Origin of the sequence: Dietzia aurantiaca (assembly GCF_021033825.1) — a bacterium.
GTDB lineage: Bacteria > Actinomycetota > Actinomycetes > Mycobacteriales > Mycobacteriaceae > Dietzia > Dietzia aurantiaca.
The window spans coordinates 19,389-42,652 of the sequence record NZ_JAIFXZ010000023.1 but is presented as its reverse complement, the minus strand read 5'-3'; the positions used below and the strand labels follow the sequence as shown (position 1 = coordinate 42,652).

The window sequence follows — 23,264 nt, the reverse complement described above, 5'->3', positions numbered from 1 at the left end:
GCAGCGACGAATGGGGGGCCTGTTGACGGCGTGGGCCAGGAAAGTGAGCGCGGCTCGCCGTGGCCGTCGCCAACCAGGCTTCGGGTTGCACCTCGAGGGTCCCGGAGTCGTTCGAGATCAATCGAGAGGTCGATGGGTAGCCGCCTGGCGGGTCACGGCGACGGAAAGGAAAGGTTCGGTCAGCACATTGGGGCAGCAACACTCAAAAATCGAGACGATTCCCTTGTCGCAGATGGCGCCGCCGTTCCGCGTCGAACCTGGTGCCGTAGCGATCACGAACGGTCTTTTCCATGAGGTGCTCATGCGAGATGTGCCCGCTAGCGGTGGCTGCACCGGGACGGCCTGATGAATCGGCGGCAGCATCGCCGCTGTCGTCACCCCGCCCCTCGGGGTTGTCGCCAGTGCCGTTCTCGAGGTCACTGTCGTCGGCACGGCTGCGACGACGTTCCCGGATTTCACTCCACAGGAAGTATCCGAGACCAATTGGTGCTAAGACCCCGAACGAGAGCCACTGCATTCCATAGGACAGGTAACTGCCCGCCTCGATGGTCGGGGTCGGCACTGGTTCGAGTGACCCTGGCTGGTCGCCGGGGAGTTCGAGATGGTGCGGCGCGAGCTCGAGGCCCACAAGTGGGCCTATTGCCGAAGTTTCGACATTGCGCACCATCTGTCGACCGTGAAGAACAATGGGCTCGGCTGGCGCATCGGTGGCCATACGGAGCCTGGCGGTGATGGTCACGGCATCGGCCGGCACAGCGGGATAGGCCGGCACAGAGTTGTTCTCGCCGACTGGAATCCATCCGCGATTGACGAGAAGATCAGTGCCGTTCTCGGTTCGAAAGGCGGCGAAGACCTGATATACGGGTTGGCCGTCGATCGCTCGTTGACGCAGAAGAACTTCTGCCTCCGGAAGATAACGGCCAGTCGCCGTCACGAGGTGCCACTCGGACTGCTCCAGCGCAGTGTCGCCCGTTGTCAGTTCCGCCAGCGGAACGGGATCGGCCTCAATGCTCTCACGGAGTTGAGAGTTGCGTGCCTGGAGATCCTCATTCTTACCCAACTGCCACGGCGCGAGCAGTGTGAAGCATACGTACGCAAAAAGCGCGACGGCGATAAAGGCGATCAGCCATCCCGACGTGATCACACGAAAGAACCTCTGCACCCAGTTCACGGTAGACCTGGGAACAAGGCGATCAGCATCTGGGATCTCGCGCTTGTCGAGATCACAGCGGTGAGCACATCCGTCAGACGATGACACCGTTCGCCGCAAGCCACGACACCGAGTCGATCCACTGGCCGGCGGGGTTCTGCACTCCCAGGTGCAGATGCGGGCCGGTCGAGTCACCGCGATTACCGACTTCACCGATCACCTGGCCAGCAGTGACACGCTCGCCCACGGCCACGTAATTTGCATTGTTGTGGCCGTACTCCAGGAGGTAGCCGTCGTCAGTCTGGATGCGGATCCACAACCCGTAGCCGGCGACCGGTCCGGAAGCAACGACAGTGCCAGACTTGGCGGCGTACAACGGAGTGCCGATAGGGGCACCAAAGTCGGTGCCACTGTGATTGGAGCCCCATCGAGGGCCGAAGCTCGAGGTGACAGTGCCGTCGGTCGGCTTGTGCGCATTGCCGCTGACCGGCAGCTCCACGGAACCGAGGCCGAGCTGATCTAACCCGGGAACCTGGCTGGCGTACTCCCGGACCTGCTCGGCCCCGATGCCATGCTGAGCGCCAACCTCTTGGACCATCTGCCCGATCTGCTCGAGATCAGACGACTGCGCGGAGGCGGCAGGTGCGGCACTCAGCGCTGCGCCGCTCGCGATTGCCGCGCCGGCCAGTGTGATGGCAGCAATGCGGCCGATTCCCGCAGTGTGGGAGGCTCGATGCCGTCCAACGGAGGACGCAGGGGTCTCGACACCGAGCGAGACCATGAGATCTGCGAACGGCACAGCCCGCAAAGAGTTCGACATACTGATTCCTTCGACGTGGTAAAACTTCCGGCTGCCCACTGGGGTCTCCGATAACTCTCGAAACGGTAACAGTTTCATATCGGCCTGTCGTGGAGAGTTTCCTGAGACTTGAAACAGTGCAGGTCAAACGGGTGATGGTCCGTGTTCCACGTCCGGTCTGGCCGCAACTTTTGGTGACCTGGCGACAACAGGTCCCTAGAGGTGCGGCTTCCAGGCCGTCGCCGTCGAAGGGGCAACGCCCCGCCTGGAGCGGGGCGCGGGTCACTTGCCGACGGTGACTTCCCCGCTTCCACACTCGATGGATTTCCCACCCGAGAAGAATTTGTCGAGCGGTACTTCGACATCACGGGCAGGGATCTGTCGCCTCTGGGCTTTTGGCATACCCTCAGCCTCTGGAAAGTTGCCATCATCGCCGACGGGGTGATTGACCGCCGCGGCAATCAGCGCAGGAATTTAGGCCGATTCAGGGGATAGGTCAGGCTACGGTGCTGGTCACATTGTCGGTGGCGTCGAGGTAGGCGGCATCGCGTAGGGCTGCCTCGAGAACTTGGACATATGGGAGGCGCAGTTCGGCGGCCACGCCGTCGAGCGTTGTTCGGGCTGGCAGGCCGCGTAGTCCGTGGGTGCGCCATAGGTGCAGGTTCTGGCGGGTGATCCCGATTCGGCGGGCCAGTTCGGACTCGCTGACGCCGTAGGCGCGTTTGTGGGCGTCGATGAGTTGGACCAGGCGAGGGGTCTCCATGGCCTCCAGTGTCCGCGTATGCCTGGGAACGTCAAGTAGTAATTAACGCTATCGACAAGTACCACTTTACATAATAATAGTTATCGGCGTTAACGTAATGGCTGGTCGGGCCCTGTTTTGGGGCTACGGTGTGTTCCAGCGTTGTTTACGAGTGGTCTTGGTCGTTCTCGGTGATTTGGGCCAGGGCTGCGGTGAGGTCGTCTTCGCTGGGTAGTGCCTCTTGCTCTGCGGCGGGTAGGGCCTCATAGCTGAAGGTTGAGACGGCCAGGGGTGCGCCGGCTTGGTTCAGTGCGTAGCGGACGACACGATCATTGCGGCTGCCGCAGACCAGGATCCCGACAGTCGGGGCATGCGAGGCGCGGCGCAAGCGGTCCTCGACCAGGGCGACGTAGAACTGCAGCTGCCCGGCGTGTTCTGGCTTGAACTTGCCGGTCTTGAGCTCAATGACGACGTACCGCAATTGCTCGACGTGGAAGAACAGTAGGTCAGCGTAGAAGTCCTCGCCCCCGACGTCGAAGTGCACTTGTCTTCCCACGAAAGCGAATCCCGGGCCGAGCTCGCGCAGCGTATCGACGATCCGGTCGGTCAGGGACTCCTCGAGCTCACGCTCGGCGACCTCGCCGGACAGGTCCAGAAAATCAAGGATCAGCGGGTCCTTGGCGATCTGCTGGGCAAGCTCGGAATCTTGCGCAACAAGCTGTTGCGCAAAATTCGACGGAGCCGCCCCGCGGCGTTCGAGGGCGCTGCTGGCGATCATGTTGGCCAGCACGTTGCGCGACCAGCCGTGCTCGACGGCCGCGGCTGCGTACTTGTCTCGATCGTCCTGAGCGCTGAGCTTGTCCAGCAGGACAGTCACGTGCCCCCAGGGCAAGTACGCAACAGGCTGTTGCGCGATTGGTCCGGCAGTCCAGGCGCCGGCGAAGGTCGCCATGTACTGCAGGTTTCGGGCAGAAAAGCCCTTCATCTGGGGGAACTCGGCCCGAAGATCCTCGGCGAGCCTGCGAATCACACCGCTACCCCACCCCTGCCGGGCGCTCTCCTCGCGCACAGCCTGTCCGATGGACCAGTACAGCTCGATCAGCTGGGTGTTGACCCTTCGCTGCGCGGTGGCCTGTGCTCGTCGGACCCTGTCCTTGAGATCCTCGACGAGGCGCCCATAGTTGGATGGCAGGTCCAGGTCCCGGGAGGTCACCCGTCTATCCTGACAGGTTTACCCCGGCACGCTGGATAGCAACCGGCTGCAGATGTGCCAGGCCCGTCAATGGCGACTCGCCGGGGCCGGGCCCTCAAAGTTCAATCCCTGCCGGCGGGAAGAGCCTTCACCGCCTCACTCAGGGCCAAGCCGAGGCCAGCTCCGATGAGGCTGGCGCCGATGGCGCCTCCGGCGACCATGGGCAGGACCGCCGACGACGCCAGGACGGCGACTCCGGACAGTCCCAGGCCTGTCACGCCGGAGGCGATGCCGACGAACGTCCCCGGACGGCCAATGTGATGTCCGCGACCGGCGGGCACGGCGACCATCACGGTCACCGCGATCGCGCAGTACGCGCACACGCTCAGAGTGAGCGCGAGCATTGTTGCATCCACAATCTTCTCCGTTCAGTCGTTGGTACGTGGAATTGTCCACCCGGCTCATGTCGCCGCCGGTGTGCTCGCCGCCGGACGCCGGGCGCCTTAGCAGCGGTCAGCGCTCGATCCTCGACATGGGCGCGGGCGTCACCTAGAATGGGTAACGTAGGAAACAAAACACGTTACCGATTACCGGTTACCGGACGCTGAATCTGGAAGGGCTGCCATGTCGACGTCGGAGAAGATCGCTCACGCCTACGGCGTACTCGTCGCGCGGGGGGACAAGGTCACCGTGCGGGCGGTGCAGAAACAGGCGGGGGTGCGGATCGGCGAGGTAGCGGCGTGGATGCGCGAGCACGCCACGGGCGCAGCAGGCGAGGTTCCCGAGGCCCCGGACTTGTCTGAGCCGATGTCGGCGATGGTGGCCTCGGTGTGGGCGGCGGCGTGGAAGCGCGCCGCCGAGCAGGCAGACGAGGCCACCGCGGTGGCGCTCGATGCCGCCCGCGCGGGCGAGGCCGACGCCCTCGCCACGGCGGAGGAAGCCATGGCGCAGCAAGCAGACGCCGACGCAGCCAGAGACGAGGCGGTCCGGGACGCCGAACAGCTACGCTCCGAACTCACCCAGGTTCGCCAGCAACTCGAGACGGTCCAGCGTGAGGCGGAGCAAGCGCGCGTGCAGGCCGAGGAGGCCGACCGTGCCCGGGTGCGGGCCGAGGCCACCTCGGACACCTTGCGTGAACTGCTGGACGCGTTTCGTTCCTCCGGGCAGGCCGCCGAGGACAAGTAGCGATCCGCACCGTGATGGTCTTGTCGTGTCGGACCGGGCGAGCACACTGACAGAGCAGGACAGGCAATGAACAAGCGGCTCGGAGCTCCGCCGGTTGAGTTCGGGTCGTAACAGCCGGAACGCCAACACGGGAGGGGTGTCATGTGGGACCTGCAGACCGCGGTACAGGCCGTGGCGGTGGTCGCTGTGGCCTCGCTTTTGGTGCCGCCGTTGGCGCGCGGCATCGGAGGCATCTGCGCCGTGATCGGCTTCTGTGGGGTGGTGCAGTCGAGCTCCTGGGCGCCGACGGTGATGGCGTTGGGATTGGTGGCGTGGTTCGTCGGTCACTGGTCGTTCGCCGTGCGCAACGATGTGCATTACCGGTCCCGTCTGGCGCTGGTGGTGATCGATAGGACGCCGTTGCGGTGGACGATTCCGCGTTACTGGCAGTTGCGCCGCCAGAGACGCATGGCGGCCGCCCGCTGACACTTCCCACCCCGACCGATACAGCTATGGCCCCACCGAAGCGGTGGGGCCATAGCTGTAGGTGTTTGGAGACGATTCTAGAACAGTGGCGGCTCTTCTAGCGGCGCGGTGTTGCCGCAAGCTTGGGCGTAGGCCTTGGGGTTCCAGCCGCCGGCGACCGCGTCGCGGACCGCGAGGGAGCGGGCGTGCCGGTCGTGGCGTTCGGTGGTGTTGCGGATGATGCCGGTCCGTCCGCAGGCGACCGCGTAGAGCAGGTTCGCTGATTGGGTTGAGGCGATGAGATGGTCCGGGTCTACGCGCACGCACAAGGGTTCGTTGCAGCGGTGCTCACCGATCGCCTCGGCGGTCAGCTGGCCGGCGACTAGGAGGGCGAAGCGGTGCGCGTACTCGGTTCTGCTGACGCCGCCTTGTCGCCAGGTGATCCGTCCGTACCCGTCGGAGATGGCGCCGGTCCAGATGTGGCACCCGTTGCCCGGGGCGCGCACGACACGGGAGCCAAACGCGGCGACCGCCGCCTCGGTCGGAGGCAGTGATGAGTCGTACGGCCTGGACCGCCTCGGGGCAGGCCGGGGCCGGGGGCAGGCGTCCATTCCCGGCAGCGGGATGTCCTCGAACCATCCGCCGGGGACGGGCTCAGTGCTGTTGGTCACCGTTGGTGTCCGCCGAGGTCTGATCCGCCGCTGGCGTGTCACCGCCGTCGGCATCGTTGACCGTGTCGTCGGTGTCGGTGGTGTTGTCCTTGGCGGCGCGGATCGCCGCCCCGACCTCGCGGGCGGACAGTCCGGTCATCTCCGCCAGGTCGGCCTGCGCCACACCCAGGTCCCGAAGCTCGATGAGCGCCTGGCCGAGGGCGATCTGCGCGTCATTGCGGGCGTCGATCGCCGAGAACACCGCGACCAGCTTGGCCTCACGCTTGCGTGCCCGCTCCAGCTCGTCGGCCATCGCCTGACGAGCCCTCGCGCGTGCGGTTTGTGAACGTGAATCAGTCTTGGTAGCCGCCATGGCACCCGACCCTATTGCCCCACCCATCGTGCCGCAATCCCCAACCACCATGCCGCCGTCATCGTCTCCCCGTCCTGGTCCCCGATCGCCGCTCCACGCCCAGCACGTACCGCGCTATTTCATCCTCGCTGTCGCTCGTCACAAACTGCCACACACAGGGTGCATTGTGAATGACACTGGGAAACTGCTGGTCACAGCGCTGCGCACTGCGGCGCGTAGACGCGCCGACCTTGGGCGCTTACGATGACGTGTGTGATGAGTCTTCGGGCGGTACACGCGGGTACTGGATACCAGTACCTGCTGCGCTCGGTGGCTACCCACGACGCCGACCCCCAGGGGCAGTCACTGTCGGACTACTACGCCGCCAAGGGCACCCCACCAGGACGCTGGATCGGCTCCGGTCTAGAAGGCCTGGACTCGGAGTCAGCCACCGCCGGGGCGGTCGTCACCGAAGCTCAGATGGCCGCTCTGTATGGCGAAGGTCTGCACCCGGACACCGACGCCAAGATGCTCGCCGGAACACCGCTGAAGGACTGCAAACTGGGCCGAGCGTTCCGCGTCTACTCCGGTGGTGTCGACGTCCTGGAGGCTATCGCCGCCGCGGAGCGGGACTTCCAGAAGGCCGAGCTCCGACGCCCCACCACCCTCGAGCGTGGCGAGATTGCCGAGCAGGTCGGTCGCCCGTTCTACACCGCCAAGTTCGGCTACGAGCACGCCTCGGGAAAAGACGTCATTGCGTGGGTGAACCGGGAGCGCAATCAGGTTCAGCAAGCCGTCGCTGGGTTTGATTTCACGTTCTCCCCAGTGAAAAGTGTCAGCGTTCTGTGGGCACTCGCGGACGAGCAAACATCGTCGAAGATCGCCGCGTTGCACCACGAAGCTGTGGCCGAAGCACTGGCGTGGGCGGAGGAGAACGCGATCTACACACGGGTTGGGACGAACGGGATCGAGCAGGTCACAACTCGTGGAATCCTCGCCTCCGAGTTCACCCACTTCGACACTCGTGGTGGCGACCCGGACCTGCACTCGCACGTGCTGATCTCCAACAAGGTCCAGGGTCCGGACGGGCGCTGGCTGTCCCTGGACGGGCGTTCGATCTTCCAGATGAAGCAGACGATATCGGCCCGGTATGACGCGATTCTGCACGACAAAATGACCCGGCAGATGGGCCTGGAGTTCACCGCGAACTACCCGCACCCGGACAAGGCTCCGATCTGGGAGATCGCCGGAATCGACCGACGTTTGATCGAGATGTTTTCCTCCCGGCGCACCCTGGCACGCCCGGTTTTCAACCAGCTGGTGGACGACTATGTCGCCAAGTACAGCCGGCAGCCCTCACAGCGGGCGGCGTATGCGTTGTGGCAGAAAGCCATCCTCGACACCCGCGACGGGAAGAAGCCCGCACAGTCCCTGGATGCTCACCGCACGGCATGGCGGCAGAGCGCCGAGCAGCGCGTCGGAGCCGAGGCCATCGAGCAGATGATTGCGGCAGTGACAGTCAATGATCCCGAGACCCAGCGCCCGGTGTTCGTCGCAGACGAACACGTCCAGCTCGTCGCCGAACAGGCCATCGGCCAGGTCACCCAGACGCGCGCACACTTCCGGGCCTCTCACGTCGACACCGCCGTATCGACCGCGCTCAAGGGCTACCGGTTCACTACGTCCGACGAGCTGGCTGCCGCCCACACGGCGGTGCTAGACCATGCGATGACAGCCATTGCTGTACCCCTGACACCACCGGAGCCGCTTACCCTTCCAACCACGCTGACGGCCACAAGTGGCAGAGGAATCGACCGTCCCGCGAACTCCGAGAAGTTCACCACCCACGCCGTCCTGGACGCCGAAACAACTGTGCTGGACGGGGCACGAAACCCGGTCACAGTGTTCGCGACCGAGGCAGACCTCGCCGCCGCCGAGAAGGCCCATGAAGCCGCGTCGGGGTGGAGCTTGAACGCCGGCCAGCACGCCCTCGCGCAGCACCTGGTGAGCGCAGGAACACTGGTCGCCGCCGGGGTGGGACCGGCCGGCACCGGCAAGACCGCCTCCATGACCATCGTCGCGAGAACCTGGCAGGCCACTGGCCGAAACGTCATCGGTCTGGCCCCCTCAGCTGCTGCCGCGAGCGTCTTGTCCGAAGACATCGACGCCCCCGCGCACACCATCGACTCACTGACGTTCACCTGGCGCGGACTCCACCCGACCGAGCCCGGTAAAACCCTGTCGGCACTGCCAGTTCAGATCAACCCCGGCGACATGCTCCTGGTCGATGAAGCCGGCATGGCCAGCACCGAGAACCTCGCCGCGCTGACCGAAATCGCTCGTGAGGCCGGGGCCGTTGTTCGCCTCATCGGTGACCCGTACCAGCTGTCGGCAGTGAACTCCGGTGGAGTGTTTGCCGACGTGTGCCGCACCCCTGGAACCGTGGAACTCGAGCAAGTGATGCGCATGGGCGCAGACACCGAGCAAGCGCAGGCAACACTGGGCGTTCGGGTCGGCAACACCGATGCCCTCCAGCTATACGAAGATCGCGGCTGGGTGACCGGTGGGCACCGCGAGTCCATGCTCACCGATGCAGTGCAGGCCTACATCGCCGACCGTGAGGCAGGCCGCAAGTCGCTGATCATCGCCTCCCGCAATGAGGACGTCGACACCCTCAACGAAGTCATCCGGGCAGGCCGAGTGGCAGAGGGTCTGGTCGATGACGTGCGCACCACGACCGTCTCCCGCGGGGACACCGTGGGAGTGGGAGACACTGTGCTCGCCCGCAAGAACTCCAAGCTCTACACCGACGACTGCAAGTACCTGGGCAGGGTCATCAACGGTCAGCTGTTCACCGTGACTGGCCTTGCCGACGACGGGTCGCTGGCGGTGCGGGACATCAATAACGGGCAGAACATGCTGATCCCCTCGAAGTACGCCAAAGACAGCATCCACCTGGGGTACGCGTCCACCATCCACCGCTCCCAAGGCGCGACCGTCGACACCACTCACGCTGTCATTGACTCCGCTGTCGATCGGGCCGGCCTGTACGTCGCCATGACCCGAGGCAAGAAAGAGAACCGCGTCTACGCTGTGTGCGAGCCTGACCTGGATCTGGCTGCCGAGGATGGGCACATGCACTCGGCCGGCGATAGTCCCGCACCCACCGCACTCGAGGTGCTGTCCTCCGTTCTGGCCCGCGACACCCGGCACACCTCAGCGGTAGAAACCCTGCGGCAGGAATACACCGACGCCACCGACCCGCAGCGCCTGGAAGCGCTGTACCGCCACGGCGCAGACCTTGCCGCCACCGCCTTCACCGCAGCCACCCTGCCCGAGTACATCGACACCCTCCCTCGTGCCTACGCCCACCAGATTGATGCTGACCCCGAGCTGCGCACCGAGATTGCGCACGCCTGGACCGAAGCGGCACTGGCAGGTCTGGACCCCCGAGAAATGTGGTCCGAGGCCACCGACACCCTCGACACCGCGAAATCCGCTGGCGCAGTCATCGCCCACCGGATACGACACGTGACCCGCGAGGCCGGTCAGAAGCTCGAACTGCCCACTCCCCCGCCAGAAACCACCACCGGTGACCCCGAACTGGCCAAGTGGCTGACCGACACTCGCCACACGCTCACCACCGCGCCGGTCGACGCTCCTGCCACCACGGACGTTGACGACTTCCTCGCGTCCTACCTCAGCCACCGCGGGAACGTGTTTGCCTCCGCTACGGACCCTTTCGGCGGGCCGGACCCATTCGATGTCTCCGACCCGTTCGCCGCAGACGCTTTCTCCCCCTCCCGTTCACCTGATACGGCCGAGTTCGGGCACTACGAGACCCCGGGGCCGGTTGAGGAACCGACACAGGGGCCAGAACTGTAGAAGGTTGCAGGTCGGCAGGGCACTGCTGCGCTCCCACCAAGGGGCTGGACCAGCCTCTCGTGACGGCGCGAGCCTCTCGTTGAGGGTTAGGAGTGGCCAGGTTCGGCGAGCTGATGGGTGCGCGAGGTGGCGTCCCAGGTCAACATTCCCAGCTCGTGCAGCACCTTCAGGGACGCCAGCACTTCGCTAGCACTGGCTTGGTCATCGCCAACGAGATCGAGCGGCGTGATCGAGTGCGCGGCTCCGTCAACATCACGCAGATGCAGCGGGTGCGATAGCAGCATCTGCAGCAGCACCTCCTCAGTCAGGGACGGCACCACCTTTTGGATCGTCGCCACGACCTCGGACATCTGCCAGGCAGGGTATGGCAACGGCAGGTACAGCGCCTGAGATGGCGCCACCGTCGACGTTGTTGACGCTCGGGGGTCCACCCGGTTTCGGGACCGAGTGTTCTTGGTCTTTCTGCCTTTCGATTTAGGCATGTGCTCCCTTATCGGTGGTTATCGTAATCACTCCCCTTCGATGCTACTTATAGTCTGTAGACCGATAGTGTTCATCGGGTGACTGTGAAGGCATGCTTTGCGATGCCGACCTGCTCACCCAGTTCGGCACTCGTGTCCGCACCGCACGCGCAGGTACCGGACTGTCACAAGAGGCGTTGGCGGAAGCGTGCGGTCTACACCGCACCTACGTTGGCTCGGTCGAACGCGGTGAACGCAATGTCGGACTGCTGAACCTGCTCAGTCTTGCCGCCGCGCTGCGCGTCGATCCCGCCCACCTAGTAGAAGGCCTGCACCGCCCGCCTGCTCCCTGACCACATGTGCGTTGGCGCGCGTTCAGGCGACTTTGCTGGCAGTGGTGATCAGTTCCCACCGGACCGACACCGCCACCTCCGATCCGCCCGAAGCTCCAGCCGGCACCGACTACGCCCCTAGCGTCTTCGCTGTGTTGTTCCTTGGCCACCGAGCCGCAGAACACCAACACGACACCCACACCGCGGAACAGGAACCCATCGTCTTCTCCCCTGCCCTGTGGTGAGCGTCCCTCTGAGCCACGACCTCTGGCCAGGATCAGGCTGCGGCGCTCGACCACTGGTGAGGGGCGGCCAGCACATCTGGGGCGGGCAGGGCAGCACGGGCCGCGGCAACCAGCTCCCACCAGCTTGCCGGGTCAGCCTCCCGATGCCGGTCTTGAGCAGCCATTGCGGCCCCCCACGTGGTTGCTTCCACCGGCGGGCCGGTGGCTGTTGCTCCGTAGGCCAGCGCAATGTCGACCGGGTGGACCTGCTCGGCCTCACCGGGAGTCGGGAAGTGGCCCCACTCCCCTAGCGCGTCGGATTGATCTTGCTGGTAGCGGGTGGTGAACCACCACACAAATACCGCCGACTGCAACCGGTACAACCGCATCCGATCTGCATGCGCTCCCGTCACCCCAGCTAGCGCCGCTGCCCGGGCTAACCGGGAGCGGCCCTGGTAGACGCGCCCGTTCGAGGTGCACAAGCCGTACGCCTGGAGTGCGCCAAGCTTGCTGCGCACCGTTGCCGCGCAGATCCCAAGACGAGCGGCGATCTGCCGCACCGGCAGGCGCTGCGTGCGCAGCAGATCCCACACCCGCAAGCCGAGCACCCCTAGCGAACGGGCATGCCAGATGTCCGCGCGGGCGGATTCCAGCTCTGCTCGCAGCCGCTGCTCAAGGGCTGGGGAAAATACTGCGCCACTTCTTGTCTCCCCGCCCCCGTGCGCTACCAGCCCCCAGGTCGCGGCCCACGGGCCCACCGCCCGCTGGGTGCGCCGGATCCAGCCGCGGTCGGTCAGGTCTTTAAGCCGGTCTGCGACGGTGTCTCGGGCCAGGCCCGCTGCCAAGGCCCAATCTCTTTCGGAGAAATGGACTTCTTCCGTGGCGGCATCGAGGGTGCGGGCGGCTAGGGCGAGCAGGACCAGGCGTGCCTGGGACCCGGTTTTTCCCTGCCACTGCTGCGGTTTGCTGTCCATTCGGGTTAACAGGTCTGCGACGGTCTGTTCCACGGTGTGCCGGGCTGGGCTGGTGGTGCAGGTGGCGGGGCCGGTGTAGCTGGCCGCGGTGACGGCTTTGGTCCACTGACGTGCGAGCTCCTGCTCGGCGTCCAGGCGCGGGGTCCGGCCGCCTGCTGTGCGGCGGGTGCGCAGGAACTCCAGACCCGGCCACTGCGCCGTGAATGCTGCCTCGGCGAGGTCTCGGTGTTGCATACGGGCATGTGCGCAGGCCAGCAGGATTGACCACCCAATCGCTGAAGCATCTGTGCCAGCAGCGATCGGGGTGTCGGCGAGAGCGCGAATCCTGGCGGCGAGCGGTCGGCGTGGGCCGGCCAGGTACGGACGCCCCTGGATATCAACATGCACCGGCCGGGTCGTCACCTGCGGATGCGGCCCTGAAATGGGACTCGGACGCGTGTCGAGGTGTTCGGTAACCCGATGTAAGGCTCGAAGAGATGCGGGGCGAATGTCGGTGCTACTGAGAGGGACCGAGGCTCCGCCGGAGCGGTGGGGCGAGCCCGGAGCGCGAACGCAGCCGGTGCGAGGGTTTGCCAGAGGTCCGCGGTCAAGTGAAGGCCAGGCGGCGGCGAATGCGTCCACTAGTGGTGCGAGCCGGGCCGGTGAGATCGCGGCACTGAGGCGGATCCACACGTGGTACCCCCCACCGGGCCCGGATGAGCACACCAGATGTTCGACCCCGGTGGCGGTCAAAGCGGAGGTGCAGTTGGCGAGGTCTGCGGTGGCGGTTGAGCCGGCGTGATGGGCGTCAAAGTCCAGAGCAAGCAGGCGAAAGCGGCCGGCGTCATCGGTCAAATGCAGCGCATATGGCACATCCGGGCCGGGGGCGCCGTCGGTGAAGCGTCGAGTTGTCGAGAAGGTGTGCGCTTTGCGTGGATCGACACGCACATACGGGCGCGGACTCCACGCACTCGCCACTGATTCCCACCACGTGTTGGCCTGATGGGATGCGGTTTTTCTGGTATCAGAATAGGACACGCCGTCCGGAACGACTGGACCGTCCGGAAGGTATGACCTACCCTGAGAGGTGCCTGGAAGCACAGCTCTCCTAAATGGTGAGCAACCCCGAGTTCGAGCGCCAACTCAAACTCTTGACTTTCGATCCCGGTCCACCGGTCAGTGGGCCGGGATCAGTCATTTTGCGGATTGCATGATCTTTAGTTGTCAGTCACAGATCTGACTACTTCACGCTGGGATCGCCTCCTGGTCGTCAAAATTCGACACGGCTTCGGGCATGCCGAGGTGTGTCGCAGCGACTTCGGCTACATACTGGTTCATGGAGATGCCACGTGCTTTGGCTTCACGTCGAAGCGCGTCGTAAACATCCGAAGGTACGCGGACCGTCATGCGTGTCCGCTCCCCTAGGGCTGGTCTGCCCGGCCCAGAACGTGTGGTCGCCATGACGTCAAAATTCGCATGCCTGACGTCAGAAATGGGTGCGACACGCTCACGACGTCAAAAATGACGGTAGATAGTGCGTGGGACGGCAGGCTGAAGTTCAGGAGTCAGTCGATCGTGGGTCGGCGGCCCGCCATCCTCGCTTGAAACTCGAGTTTGGCATTGGTCTGAGAGCATCGACCAGAACCAGCGCCATTCGGAGGGCGCTAGTGGGCGCCGGCGCCCGATCCGATGCTGCTCAAGACTGTTGATTCCTGATCAGCAGTCTCGAGACTCCAAGTACTCGACGATTGCGATGTCGGTGATAGATGCGATGCTTATAGAGCGGTCGCCTGTCTCGTAGCGAAGCTTGTCGACAGCGCGGAGTAGCCGCGCTTTCGTTGATGGGCGCAGCCGGACATTGTGCTGCTCCGTCAGTCGCTCCTCCCCTCGCCCAGCTGGCTGGGTTGGCTGTGGGGAGGGAAGCGGCACGGCAGCGGCCGGTGTGGTGGCCGGGGTAGGCCGCTCTGGCAAGTCTGCTGCGGGGTGGGCAGCTCGTCGGATTGCGGGTTCACGCTGGACGCTCATGCTGCGTTTCCTTCGATGTCGATCGCCAGCTCGGAAAGTAGATCTGTGTAAGCCACCTGGAGAGCCAATGCCTTGCCGCCAGTAAACTTGTGGATCGGCGTGTGAGTGCTATGTGCGTCCTGTCGGGCGGTAAGTTCCGGAATGGCGGTCTTCGCGACCAGTTCTCCGTAAGTGCTACGCAACTCGCGTTCGCGGAATTGGTGCTCCCCGGTGGCCCGTTTACGGCTAAGGACGATTTTTTCCATTACGAGCCGGGGGTTCGGTCGTCTCTGAACATTGCGGATCGTTTCCTGAAGGTTCTCGATCCCCCGGACGCTGTCGATGGTCGGCTCGGTCACAGCAATGACCCCGTCGACTGCGCACAGCACGGCAAAGAGCAACTTCCCCAGTGACGGTGGACAATCGAAGAGGACCGCGTCGTAGGGCGAGAGGTCGAGCCCCTCGAATGCGATGTCGAGGCGGAAGATCAAATCGTTGGCGCCGTCTGATTCGATGTTGGCTAGTGCTTCGTTGGACGGGATGAGGTCAACCCTGTCCCATGGAGTTGCGATGACGGCGTCGGCCGCAGATCCCGAAGCTGTTCGGTTCATGAGGTCGAACGTGGTCATCATGCCGTCCGTGATTTCGACACCGAGTCCCGTGGTGGAGTTCCCTTGGGGATCGACGTCCACAATCAGAACGTTGCGCCCTTGAGCGCTCAGCGCACTAGCCAGCCCGAGCGTCGTTGCAGTTTTGCCGACGCCGCCCTTCTGATTACAGAGCGCTAACTTTCGGATCATGTACGTTCCTCTCGAAGTGGATGCCAGCCAGAGGTAGCCGCTAGTTTGGCTGGCCATGTATGTGCACTGAGGTACTCGTTGGTAGCTAGTGCTGCATCTCTAGCTACGTTACCTCTCATAGTTATCTGTGCAATGGAAACTCGCAAAGCGCACGTAACTATACGTGCCAGGCTAGCTAGCAGTGCTAGCATTGCGCGCATTGCTACAGTAGCTAACTGCGGCTCGACTGACAGTCCTCCACCACGGCGAAGGCCACGGAAATGCGCATACCAGCACTAACCGCGATTGATTGGGTCTGGTGTCATTGATGATGGCGGTTGCCGGCAGCGTGATGGTGGGGGTGTGGACGTTCGCCGTGTTGATGGTCGTGCTGGTCAGAGCTGCCGTCCCGCCTCGGCACGCCGCGCAGAATCGCGAGGGCTTCTCGTGGTTCTGGGTGTTCTTCCCGATGGCGGTGCTCTTGGTGGCCGGGTCGCTCCACATGTGGCTACCGGGGATCAGTGCGGCCAGTGCCTGGACGATGTACATGTCGCTGGCGGACCGGGGCAGCGGCCTACAGTTTTTGAGTGACGAGCAGCTGTGGCAGCTCCAAGCTTTTCTGCTGGGGCGGTGGATCCTGCCAATCGCCGCGCTAGTCCTGGTGGGACTGTCAGTGTGGTCGTGGCGCAGCGTGCCGCAGGTCCCTTGCATTAGATGCAGGTTTCCACGGGTTGGGGGTCGTCGTGGACAGTGTTCCGGGCTTCGTTCCGCGGGCGTGCTGGTCACGACATCGGCCGGGACCAGGTCGCCCGGCTGATGCGGGCTGGCGGGATCGAGGGCGTCCGGCGCAGCAAGCGAGTGCGCACCACACAACCCGACCCGGGGATGCCGCGCCGCCCTGACCTCGTGCGTCGCGACTTCACTGCCACCGCGCCGAACCAGTTGTGGGTCACCGACCTGACATTCGTCCCGACCTGGACTGGCGTCGCCTACGTCTGCTTCATCATCGACGCCTTCTCACGAACGATCGTCGGGTGGCGGGTCGCCTCGCACATGCGCACCACGATGGTCCTCGACGCGATCGAGATGGCCCGCTGGTCACGCGGCACCCAGCTGACCGGCCTGCGGTGTCACGGCGATGCCGGGTCGCGGTTCACGTCGATTCGCTACGGCGAACGCCTCGCCGAAATCGGAGCAACTCCCTCGATCGGCACCATCGCAGATTCCTACGATTAATGCGCTCGCTGAGACGGTCAATGGCTACTACAAGGCCGAACTCATCCGCGGCCCTGCCCGCGAGGGACGGCCGTGGAAGACCGTCGAGGACATCGAGCTGGCCACCTTGAGCTGGGTCCACTGGCACAACAACGACCGCCTGCACGGCTATCTTAATGACGTGCCGCCAGCAGAGTTCGAGGAGACGTTCTACGCTACGAAACGGGCCGACCAGACCCTGGTCGGAATCCAATAGCCGAGCCTCCATCAGACCCAGTGCGATTCAGTCGGCACCGGCGTGAGCGCGTTGCCAGATCGCCATGTTCAACGCGTCCGGTGCCAAGTCGGTTTCCCGGATCTTCGAGACCTGCCACCCGACGACGCGGGCCGTAGAGCGTTCGTGGCCGAGTCAACGGTGCGCCCGCGTGCGGGGGCACACACCAGTGTTTCTACGGTATGTAGAATTTAGACGGCTGAGGCGGGAATCGTCTGCGGTGAACCTGCCGGTGAGGACGTGTGTGGATGATGATGCGCAGGTCGACGGCGCGGCCCGCCGAGGGAATCGACCCCTGGGTGCTCGAGGCCGAGCGGACTGTGAAGCGGACTTCCGCACGCCCGGACCTCGGGCCCGCGCCGAGTTCCGCCCTCGTGGCGCTGGGACTACTGGCTGCCCTCCGGGCACTGGGGCTAGTGCTGGTGGCGGAGGCTGTGGCGCGAGGCATCGCGGGACTGGCGGCCGGCACCCTGCCCGCCGGGTCGGTGCGGGCGATCCTGATACTCGGTCTGGGCGGTGCGCTGCTGCGGGCCGCTGCCGAATGGGCGACCGAGACGAGTGCCCGCAGGGTAGCCACCGCCGTCAAGCACGGCCTGCGGGGCAGGCTGTGGCGCCGGACGGTGCGAGCGCACGACCCCCGGGGCGGGACCGCGGTGCTCGCCACAGATGGGTTGGACGATCTGGACCAGTATTACGTGCAGTCCGTGCCTGCCATTATCGCGGCGATCGTGGTGCCCCCGCTTCTCCTGGCCCGTGTCCTCGCCGCCGACTGGGTCAGTGCCCTGGTGATCGTGGTGACGATCCCACTGGTGCCACTGTTCATGGTCCTGATCGGCCGGCACACCGGTCAACGCACGGACGCGGCGTTGAGTGCGCTGACCAGGCTGTCCGACCATCTGGTCGAACTGGCTCGTGGGCTGCCCGTTCTGGTCGGGCTCGGCCGCGTCGAGGAGCAGACGGACTCACTTGACGCCATCCAGCGGAACTACGGCCGTCGCACTCGGGAGACGCTGAGATGGGCGTTCCTGTCCGCCCTGGCGCTCGAGCTCATCGCGACGCTCTCCGTGGCGGTGGTAGCGGTCTTCTTAGGCCTCCGTTTGCTCAACGGGACGATGGACCTGCAACCCGCACTGCTCGCATTGCTGCTCGCACCGGAGTGCTTTACGGTCCTTCGCCGGGTGGGGGTGGCGTTCCACGCTTCACAGGACGGCCTCGCCTCACTGCATCGTGTGCGCGAACATCTCGAAACATCGCCTGAGGCCGACCTGCGGAACGCTGACGGCGCTACGATCCGCGTGGCTGAGCTCGAAATCCGATACTCCGGTCGTGGGGCCGCGGCATTGACTGGCCTCGATGCAGAGCTGAGCGGCATCGTCGCCGTTACCGGGGCCAGCGGAGCCGGTAAGTCCACGTTCCTCTCGGCTCTGGTCGGGGCGCTGCCGGACGATGCGACAGTGCGCGGGCGAGTCATGGGAATCGAAGCGGACCTCGTGGGGTGGTCACCCCAGTCGCCGCGGGTGTTCGGTGCCACCCCGCGGGAGGAACTCGAGTTGTACGGCGCGGATCCCGCGGCCGCGCTCGCCGAGGTCGGACTATCCCGGGTCGACGAGTCCGCTGCCGCCGAACTAAGCCCGGGGGAACTCCGGCGCCTGTCTGTGGCGCGTGCACTGGCCCGCGTGGACGCCGGCGCCCGCCTGCTCGTGCTCGACGAGCCGACCGCCCACCTCGACCACCATGCCGCTGAGCTGGTCCGGGGCGCGATCCTGCGCCGAGCCGAGCGTGCCACCATCGTGCTTGCGAGCCACGAACCGAAGACACTCGACCTCGCCACGAGCACCGTCCGGATCTGTGGCCCGACCAGCCGTGCAGGCGGCGACGCATCTGCGCTCCCCATGGCCCGGCACCCCGAGTTCCAGGACCCCGAGGCCGTCCCGGGCAGTGATCTCGGCGTCTCGCGGATCCCCGCTGCGGACGGCAATGCCGACCCGGGCCGCCACGAGCGGAGCCCGGAACAGGGAGTCCGGGAGGGGGCGGGCGATCCGATGTCTAGCGGGGTAGGCGGCACCGGGCGTCTGTCGCTCGGTGCGCTGATCGGTGCCCACGGCGGGCTCTGGGCGGGGGCGGTAGGACTCTCGGTGCTCGCCACCTCCCTGGGCTTGGCTCTCACGGCGCTTTCGGGATGGTTGATCGTCCGATCGAGCGTCGAGGAATACATCATGTATCTCCTGGTGGCGATCGTCGGAGTCCGAGCGTTCGGGATCGGACGCTCGGTGGCCACATACGCTGAGCAGTTGCTCACCCACCACGCCGCCTTCCGGACCATCGACGATCTCCGACTGCGGCTCTGGCGGGCGATCGCAGCACGAGGTACCGGGTCCCGGCGACTGCTCGAAGGTGGGGCGCCGCTGGACTACCTCGTGACCCAGGCCGATGAACTGCGGGATCAACTCCCCCGGGTCGTTACGCCCCTGATCTCCGGAGTGGCCGTACTGCTGGGGGCCACGCTCACCACCTGGTTGGTCACTCCTGAGTTCACCGTGCTGGTGGGGGCGGGCTTGGTCACGACCATGGCACTCGGAGCGGGCCTGGTGGCAACGGTCGAACGTGGGGGTGACGTAGCCAGGGTCGCGGGTCGGTCTCGTCTGGTGCGGGGATCGGCGTCATTGAGTGCAGCGGCTGCGGACCTGCGCGGTAACGGGGTGGCAGCGGCGGCGGTCGCCCGACTCGACGAGATAAACCGGAAGCAGTCCGCCGACGAACGGCGCGCGACCCGCGGCGCCGGGCTCGGCACGGCGGCGGTGACAGCAGGCACGGGCATCCTGGCGGTGCTCGTGGCAGTGACCGATCCGGCGGTGGACGCGGAACGAGCCAGTGTGATTGCTCTACTGTGCCTGGCGCTGGGCGAGCCTCTCGCCGCGTGGGTCGCGGCAGTGCACCGTGTGCCGTCCGTGCGCTCACTGCTGCACAGCCTCGGCTCCGTACTGGGACCCTTCCCGCAGGCCACGTGGGGCGTTGGTGCGCCGAACGGGCCCGTAAATTCGGTGACGCTGGAGCAAGTGAGTGTTCGGTATCCGCACACTGCGCGCCCGGCCGTGGCGGGTGTGGATGCTGTTGCGCGCACGGGGCGCTGGTTGTTCCTCGACGGGCCGTCCGGATCGGGAAAGTCCACACTCCTGTCCGCCGTGATGGGGGCACTGCCCCTCAGCGGCGGAACGATCCGGGCCGACACCTCTCCGATCACGACGTTCGCCGAAAAGGCATGGCGATCCCGTGTGGCCTGGTGTCCACAGGACGCCTATGTCTTCGACTCCACCCTGCGCGGCAATCTTCTCCTGTCCAGGCCGTCCGCGCAGGCCCCCGACGACGCCGCGATGCGACGGGTCCTCGAGCAGGTCGGCCTGACCCCGCTGCTCGACGCGCTCCCGGACGGTCTGGGCACCCGGGTCGGAGCCGGTGGTCGGGCGTTGTCGGGAGGGGAGCGTCAACGGTTGGCGGTGGCGCGAGCACTGCTCACTCGCGCCGACGTCCTCCTGCTCGACGAGCCGACTGCGCACCTGGACACGCCGACAGCCGACGCCATGATGAGCGACCTCCGCACCGCCGCCGATGACAAGGTGGTGATCCTGGTCTCGCACCGCCACGATGACCGGCGGCCCGAGGACCAGGCGGGCCGACTCAGCTGAACGGGCCGGAGCGAGCCGCTTGGCCCGCCCTGTTCATGACTCGTGGCCGGGAGCCGGCGCGCCGAGACGGCGGAGTCGATCGCTCATGCGGCCGCCGTCGTCGTAGTCGTCGTGGTCGTCGTGGTCGCCATAGCCGCTACCGTCGGCCGCACCAACCCTCAGGATCGCGCGGGCCACCACTTCGTCCCGTACCTCTCGGCGGGCTCGGTCGTCGGCCAACATCTCCACCATCGCGGCGACCTCCGTCTCCGCGAGGACCGCGGTGGGAAGTCCCGGTAGTGCGGACCGCCAGGCCCGGAACGCCAATTGCAGGATGTCGTGCCGCTGCTCCACGTGCGCGCGTTCGTGGGCAATCACGGCCGCGAGCTCGTCGGGATCCAGGTTGTCGAGCAGCCCCTGGGAGAGCACCGTGACGGAACCGGCGCCACGGGGGATGCAATATGCCACCGGTGCGGCCTCGTCGATCACGCGCGTTCGCGCGCGGGTCGGATGGGGCGCCGTGAGTAGTTGGAGCAGCGTCAGATGTCGGCGCCGTTGCCGCGTGACCTGGACGACGGTCGCACCGAGGTGAGCGAGAAGATAACAGCCCAGCAGGATCGCAGGGATCACCGCGGCCAGGGGATGCTCCGGCGCGACCGCGCGGCCGATCAGCGCGAGTGCCCCGATCATCGAGACCCCGCCGGCCAGGCCGATGGCCTGCCAGAGAAGGAGCGCGCGGGCCGGGGCGTGCATCGGCCAGCGCGCGCGAGCCAACAGAACCGGCACCGGCCAGGCCAGGGCCAGGGCGACCCCGGCCAACAGGAGCCCCACGGCGCCGGTGGACATCGCCGACTGGGGGATCAGCCGTTTCCCTTCAGTAGCGTGCGTAACGCCGCCGCCTCATCGTTGGAGACCCCGCCGACGAACCGTGCAAGTACCGCGTGCCGGTCCCGGGAGTCTCCAAGGACTTCGTGCATGAGTTCCGCGGTGTACTCCTCCCGCGAGGCCACAGCGCGGTAGCGGTGGGGGCGCGCGGTGCGATCCGAGACGACCAGACCTTTGCGTGCAAGGCGGCTCAAGACCGTGAGCAGGGTGGTCACGGCGGGTGGGCGCTCCCGGGAGCTGTCGAGCACGCCCTTGACGTCGTACGCCGTCACCGGCCCACTGTGGTCCCAGATTACGTCCATAACGGCACGCTCCAACTCGCCCAGGGTCGCCACGGTGATCCTCTCCTCCTGCTTTGTAGCCGGATTCTATCAGTGGCGAAAGAAATTCGACTCTCGGTAGAAATATTTCTACGCTATGTAGAATGCCGATGGCGGGTGAACACGACACCCGATCCGGTGAAAGGGGTTGGCGTCCTATGGACGTTGTCGAGATCGCACGCTGGCAGTTCGGCATCACGACCGTCTACCACTTCCTCATGGTCCCGCTCACTATCGGACTCGGGGCGATGGTTGCCGTGATGCACACCGCCTGGGTGCGCAGCGGCCAGGAGAAATTTCTCCGGATGACCAAATTCTGGGGAAAGCTCTACCTCATCAACTTCATCCTCGGCGTGGCCACGGGCCTGGTCCAGGAGTTCCAGTTCGGAATGGCCTGGAGCGAGTACTCCCGGTTCGTCGGGGACGTGTTCGGTGCCCCGCTCGCGCTCGAGGGTCTGCTCGCCTTCTTCCTCGAATCGACCTTCCTCGGTATCTGGATCTTCGGCTGGGGCAGGCTGCGCAAGGGCGTGCACCTCGCGGCCCTGTGGTGCGCGGTGATCGGATCCTGGGTCTCGGCGTACTTCATCATCGTCGCCAACTCGTGGATGCAGCACCCCGTGGGCGTCGAGCTCGGCGAGGACGGCCGGCCGGTCATGACTGACGTGTGGGCCGTGCTCACCAACAACACCGCACTGGCAGCGTTCACCCACGCCGTCTTTGGTGCGCTCGTGGTGGGAGGGATGTTCCTGCTCGGGATCGCCTGGTACCACCTGTGGCGCCGCCGGCATGACGGGATCGACACCGTCGACGAGCGCGGGCACGTGATCGTGGGGCAGGCCCAGGACATACCAGGACGCGACCGCACCGACCACGGCGTCTGGATCTGGTCCCTGCGATTCGGCGCGATAGTCGCCATGGTGGGGTTCCTCGGCACAGTCGTCACCGGCGACATCCAGGGCAAACTCATGTACGAGCAGCAGCCCATGAAGATGGCTGCCGCCGAGGCCGCCTGCCACTCCGGCTCCTCCTTCTCGGTGCTCTCGCTGGGCAACCCGGGATCCACGGACTGCCGCGACGTCACCACTCTCATCGAGGTCCCCGGCGTTCTCGGCTTCCTCGCCACCGGGGAGTGGGGCGTCGACATGCCGGGTATTCGCGACCTCGAACCCGAGTACGTGGACCGTTACGGCGAGACGATTCCGGACGACGCCCTGTACGGCGACCGGGCGGGCGCGCAGATCGAGTACGTCCCCGTCATGTGGGTGACCTACTGGGGCTTTCGCCTCATGATCGGCCTCGGCGGGATAGTCGCCGCCGCCGGAGCGGTTGCCCTGTGGCTCACCCGGCGCGGCACCGTCCCCGGATCCCGCGGGCTCATGCGACTCGCGCTCGCCGGAATCCTCGCACCGTTCGCCGCGAACATCGCCGGATGGATCTTCACCGAGATGGGCCGACAGCCGTTCGTCGTGGCCCCGAACCCCGCCGTGACCGGAGCCGACTCCGTGTACATGTACACCCAGGCCGCCGTATCTCCCGGTGTGACCGCCGGGGAGCTGCTGTTCTCCCTCATCTCCCTGGGCTCCGTCTACGGGGTTCTGCTGGTCGTCGAGGTGTACCTGCTGGTGCGGTATACGCGCGGTGGAGTCGCCAGTGCGATGCCCGAACTCGTTGGTCAGGACGACGACGACGTCGACGACCCGGACGGCGAGCACGACGACGTGCTGTCGTTTGCCTACTGACCACGAGACGAGGAACA

Annotated in this window: 19 protein-coding genes and 1 pseudogene; 7 read left to right on the top strand and 13 right to left on the bottom strand. The window is 65.6% G+C overall.

Annotated elements, in window-relative coordinates:
• Positions 1-202: 202 nt before the first annotated feature.
• From K3888_RS17055 to K3888_RS17035, 5 genes are all read right to left on the bottom strand, one after another.
• The gene (locus K3888_RS17055; protein ID WP_230931474.1) at positions 203-1,162 is read right to left on the bottom strand and encodes an SURF1 family cytochrome oxidase biogenesis protein; all 960 of its coding nucleotides are present in this window, start codon (positions 1,160-1,162) and stop codon (positions 203-205) included.
• 82 nt (positions 1,163-1,244) lie between these two features.
• Positions 1,245-2,009, bottom strand: coding sequence for a M23 family metallopeptidase (locus K3888_RS17050; protein ID WP_230931473.1), 765 nt, complete (start codon positions 2,007-2,009; stop codon positions 1,245-1,247).
• A 436-nt stretch (positions 2,010-2,445) separates the two neighbouring features.
• Entirely contained in the window at positions 2,446-2,712 is a 267-nt protein-coding gene (locus K3888_RS17045; RefSeq protein WP_230931472.1) for a helix-turn-helix domain-containing protein, read from the bottom strand.
• A gap of 145 nt (positions 2,713-2,857) precedes the next feature.
• Complete coding sequence (locus K3888_RS17040) at positions 2,858-3,904, bottom strand: PDDEXK nuclease domain-containing protein (protein ID WP_230931471.1); 1,047 nt, start codon at positions 3,902-3,904, stop codon at positions 2,858-2,860.
• A gap of 101 nt (positions 3,905-4,005) precedes the next feature.
• Complete coding sequence (locus K3888_RS17035) at positions 4,006-4,287, bottom strand: hypothetical protein (RefSeq protein ID WP_230931470.1); 282 nt, start codon at positions 4,285-4,287, stop codon at positions 4,006-4,008.
• A gap of 220 nt (positions 4,288-4,507) precedes the next feature.
• Here K3888_RS17035 and K3888_RS17030 point away from each other — a divergent pair, with 220 nt between their 5' ends.
• Positions 4,508-5,068: an ATP synthase subunit B family protein gene (locus K3888_RS17030; RefSeq protein WP_230931469.1), complete on the top strand. Its 561-nt coding sequence runs from the start codon at positions 4,508-4,510 to the stop codon at positions 5,066-5,068.
• Positions 5,069-5,209: 141 nt separating this feature from the next.
• Positions 5,210-5,533 carry a hypothetical protein gene (locus K3888_RS17025; RefSeq protein WP_230931468.1) on the top strand — a complete coding sequence of 108 codons (324 nt, stop codon included), beginning with the start codon at positions 5,210-5,212 and terminating at the stop codon, positions 5,531-5,533.
• 77 nt (positions 5,534-5,610) lie between these two features.
• On the opposite strand, the gene K3888_RS17020 is transcribed toward K3888_RS17025, so the two are convergent.
• Together K3888_RS17020 and K3888_RS17015 are read right to left on the bottom strand one after the other, a co-directional pair.
• On the bottom strand, positions 5,611-6,183 hold the full coding sequence (locus K3888_RS17020; RefSeq protein WP_230931467.1) for a hypothetical protein: 573 nt from the start codon (positions 6,181-6,183) through the stop codon (positions 5,611-5,613).
• The gene (locus K3888_RS17015) at positions 6,167-6,475 is read right to left on the bottom strand and encodes a hypothetical protein (RefSeq protein ID WP_230931466.1); all 309 of its coding nucleotides are present in this window, start codon (positions 6,473-6,475) and stop codon (positions 6,167-6,169) included. Before K3888_RS17015 ends, K3888_RS17020 begins: the two co-directional genes overlap by 17 nt.
• A gap of 303 nt (positions 6,476-6,778) precedes the next feature.
• Between K3888_RS17015 and mobF the strand changes: the two genes are divergently transcribed.
• The gene (gene mobF, locus K3888_RS17010; protein ID WP_308282015.1) at positions 6,779-10,399 is read left to right on the top strand and encodes a MobF family relaxase; all 3,621 of its coding nucleotides are present in this window, start codon (positions 6,779-6,781) and stop codon (positions 10,397-10,399) included.
• Between the two features lie 86 nt (positions 10,400-10,485).
• Here the strand turns inward: mobF and K3888_RS17005 are convergent, their stop codons facing one another.
• On the bottom strand, positions 10,486-10,749 hold the full coding sequence (locus K3888_RS17005; protein WP_230931465.1) for a hypothetical protein: 264 nt from the start codon (positions 10,747-10,749) through the stop codon (positions 10,486-10,488).
• 224 nt (positions 10,750-10,973) lie between these two features.
• Here K3888_RS17005 and K3888_RS17000 point away from each other — a divergent pair, with 224 nt between their 5' ends.
• Positions 10,974-11,213 carry a helix-turn-helix domain-containing protein gene (locus K3888_RS17000; protein ID WP_182657748.1) on the top strand — a complete coding sequence of 80 codons (240 nt, stop codon included), beginning with the start codon at positions 10,974-10,976 and terminating at the stop codon, positions 11,211-11,213.
• 256 nt (positions 11,214-11,469) lie between these two features.
• Here the strand turns inward: K3888_RS17000 and K3888_RS16995 are convergent, their stop codons facing one another.
• The 3 genes from K3888_RS16995 to K3888_RS16985 all read right to left on the bottom strand — a co-directional run bounded on the left by K3888_RS16995 (position 11,470) and on the right by K3888_RS16985 (position 15,173).
• On the bottom strand, positions 11,470-12,624 hold the full coding sequence (locus tag K3888_RS16995; protein ID WP_230931464.1) for a hypothetical protein: 1,155 nt from the start codon (positions 12,622-12,624) through the stop codon (positions 11,470-11,472).
• Between the two features lie 990 nt (positions 12,625-13,614).
• Positions 13,615-13,776 (bottom strand): toxin-antitoxin system HicB family antitoxin, encoded by a 162-nt coding sequence (locus K3888_RS16990; protein WP_182657746.1) that lies wholly within the window; start codon positions 13,774-13,776, stop codon positions 13,615-13,617.
• Positions 13,777-14,390: 614 nt separating this feature from the next.
• Positions 14,391-15,173, bottom strand: a complete 783-nt coding sequence (locus tag K3888_RS16985) for a ParA family protein (RefSeq protein ID WP_230931463.1) — start codon at positions 15,171-15,173, stop codon at positions 14,391-14,393.
• Positions 15,174-15,926: 753 nt separating this feature from the next.
• On the opposite strand from K3888_RS16985, the pseudogene K3888_RS16980 reads away from it, so the two are divergent.
• Positions 15,927-16,623, top strand: a pseudogene (locus K3888_RS16980) (IS3 family transposase); the annotation flags it as partial.
• Positions 16,624-16,889: 266 nt separating this feature from the next.
• Positions 16,890-20,324, top strand: coding sequence for a thiol reductant ABC exporter subunit CydC (gene cydC / locus K3888_RS16975; RefSeq protein WP_230931462.1), 3,435 nt, complete (start codon positions 16,890-16,892; stop codon positions 20,322-20,324).
• Between the two features lie 33 nt (positions 20,325-20,357).
• Here the strand turns inward: cydC and K3888_RS16970 are convergent, their stop codons facing one another.
• Entirely contained in the window at positions 20,358-21,149 is a 792-nt protein-coding gene (locus K3888_RS16970; RefSeq protein WP_096907662.1) for a M56 family metallopeptidase, read from the bottom strand.
• A 14-nt stretch (positions 21,150-21,163) separates the two neighbouring features.
• A complete protein-coding gene (locus K3888_RS16965) occupies positions 21,164-21,523 on the bottom strand; it encodes a BlaI/MecI/CopY family transcriptional regulator (protein ID WP_070719688.1) in 360 nt (119 codons plus the stop codon).
• A 143-nt stretch (positions 21,524-21,666) separates the two neighbouring features.
• On the opposite strand from K3888_RS16965, the gene K3888_RS16960 reads away from it, so the two are divergent.
• Positions 21,667-23,247, top strand: a complete 1,581-nt coding sequence (locus K3888_RS16960) for a cytochrome ubiquinol oxidase subunit I (RefSeq protein WP_096907664.1) — start codon at positions 21,667-21,669, stop codon at positions 23,245-23,247.
• Positions 23,248-23,264: the final 17 nt, after the last annotated feature.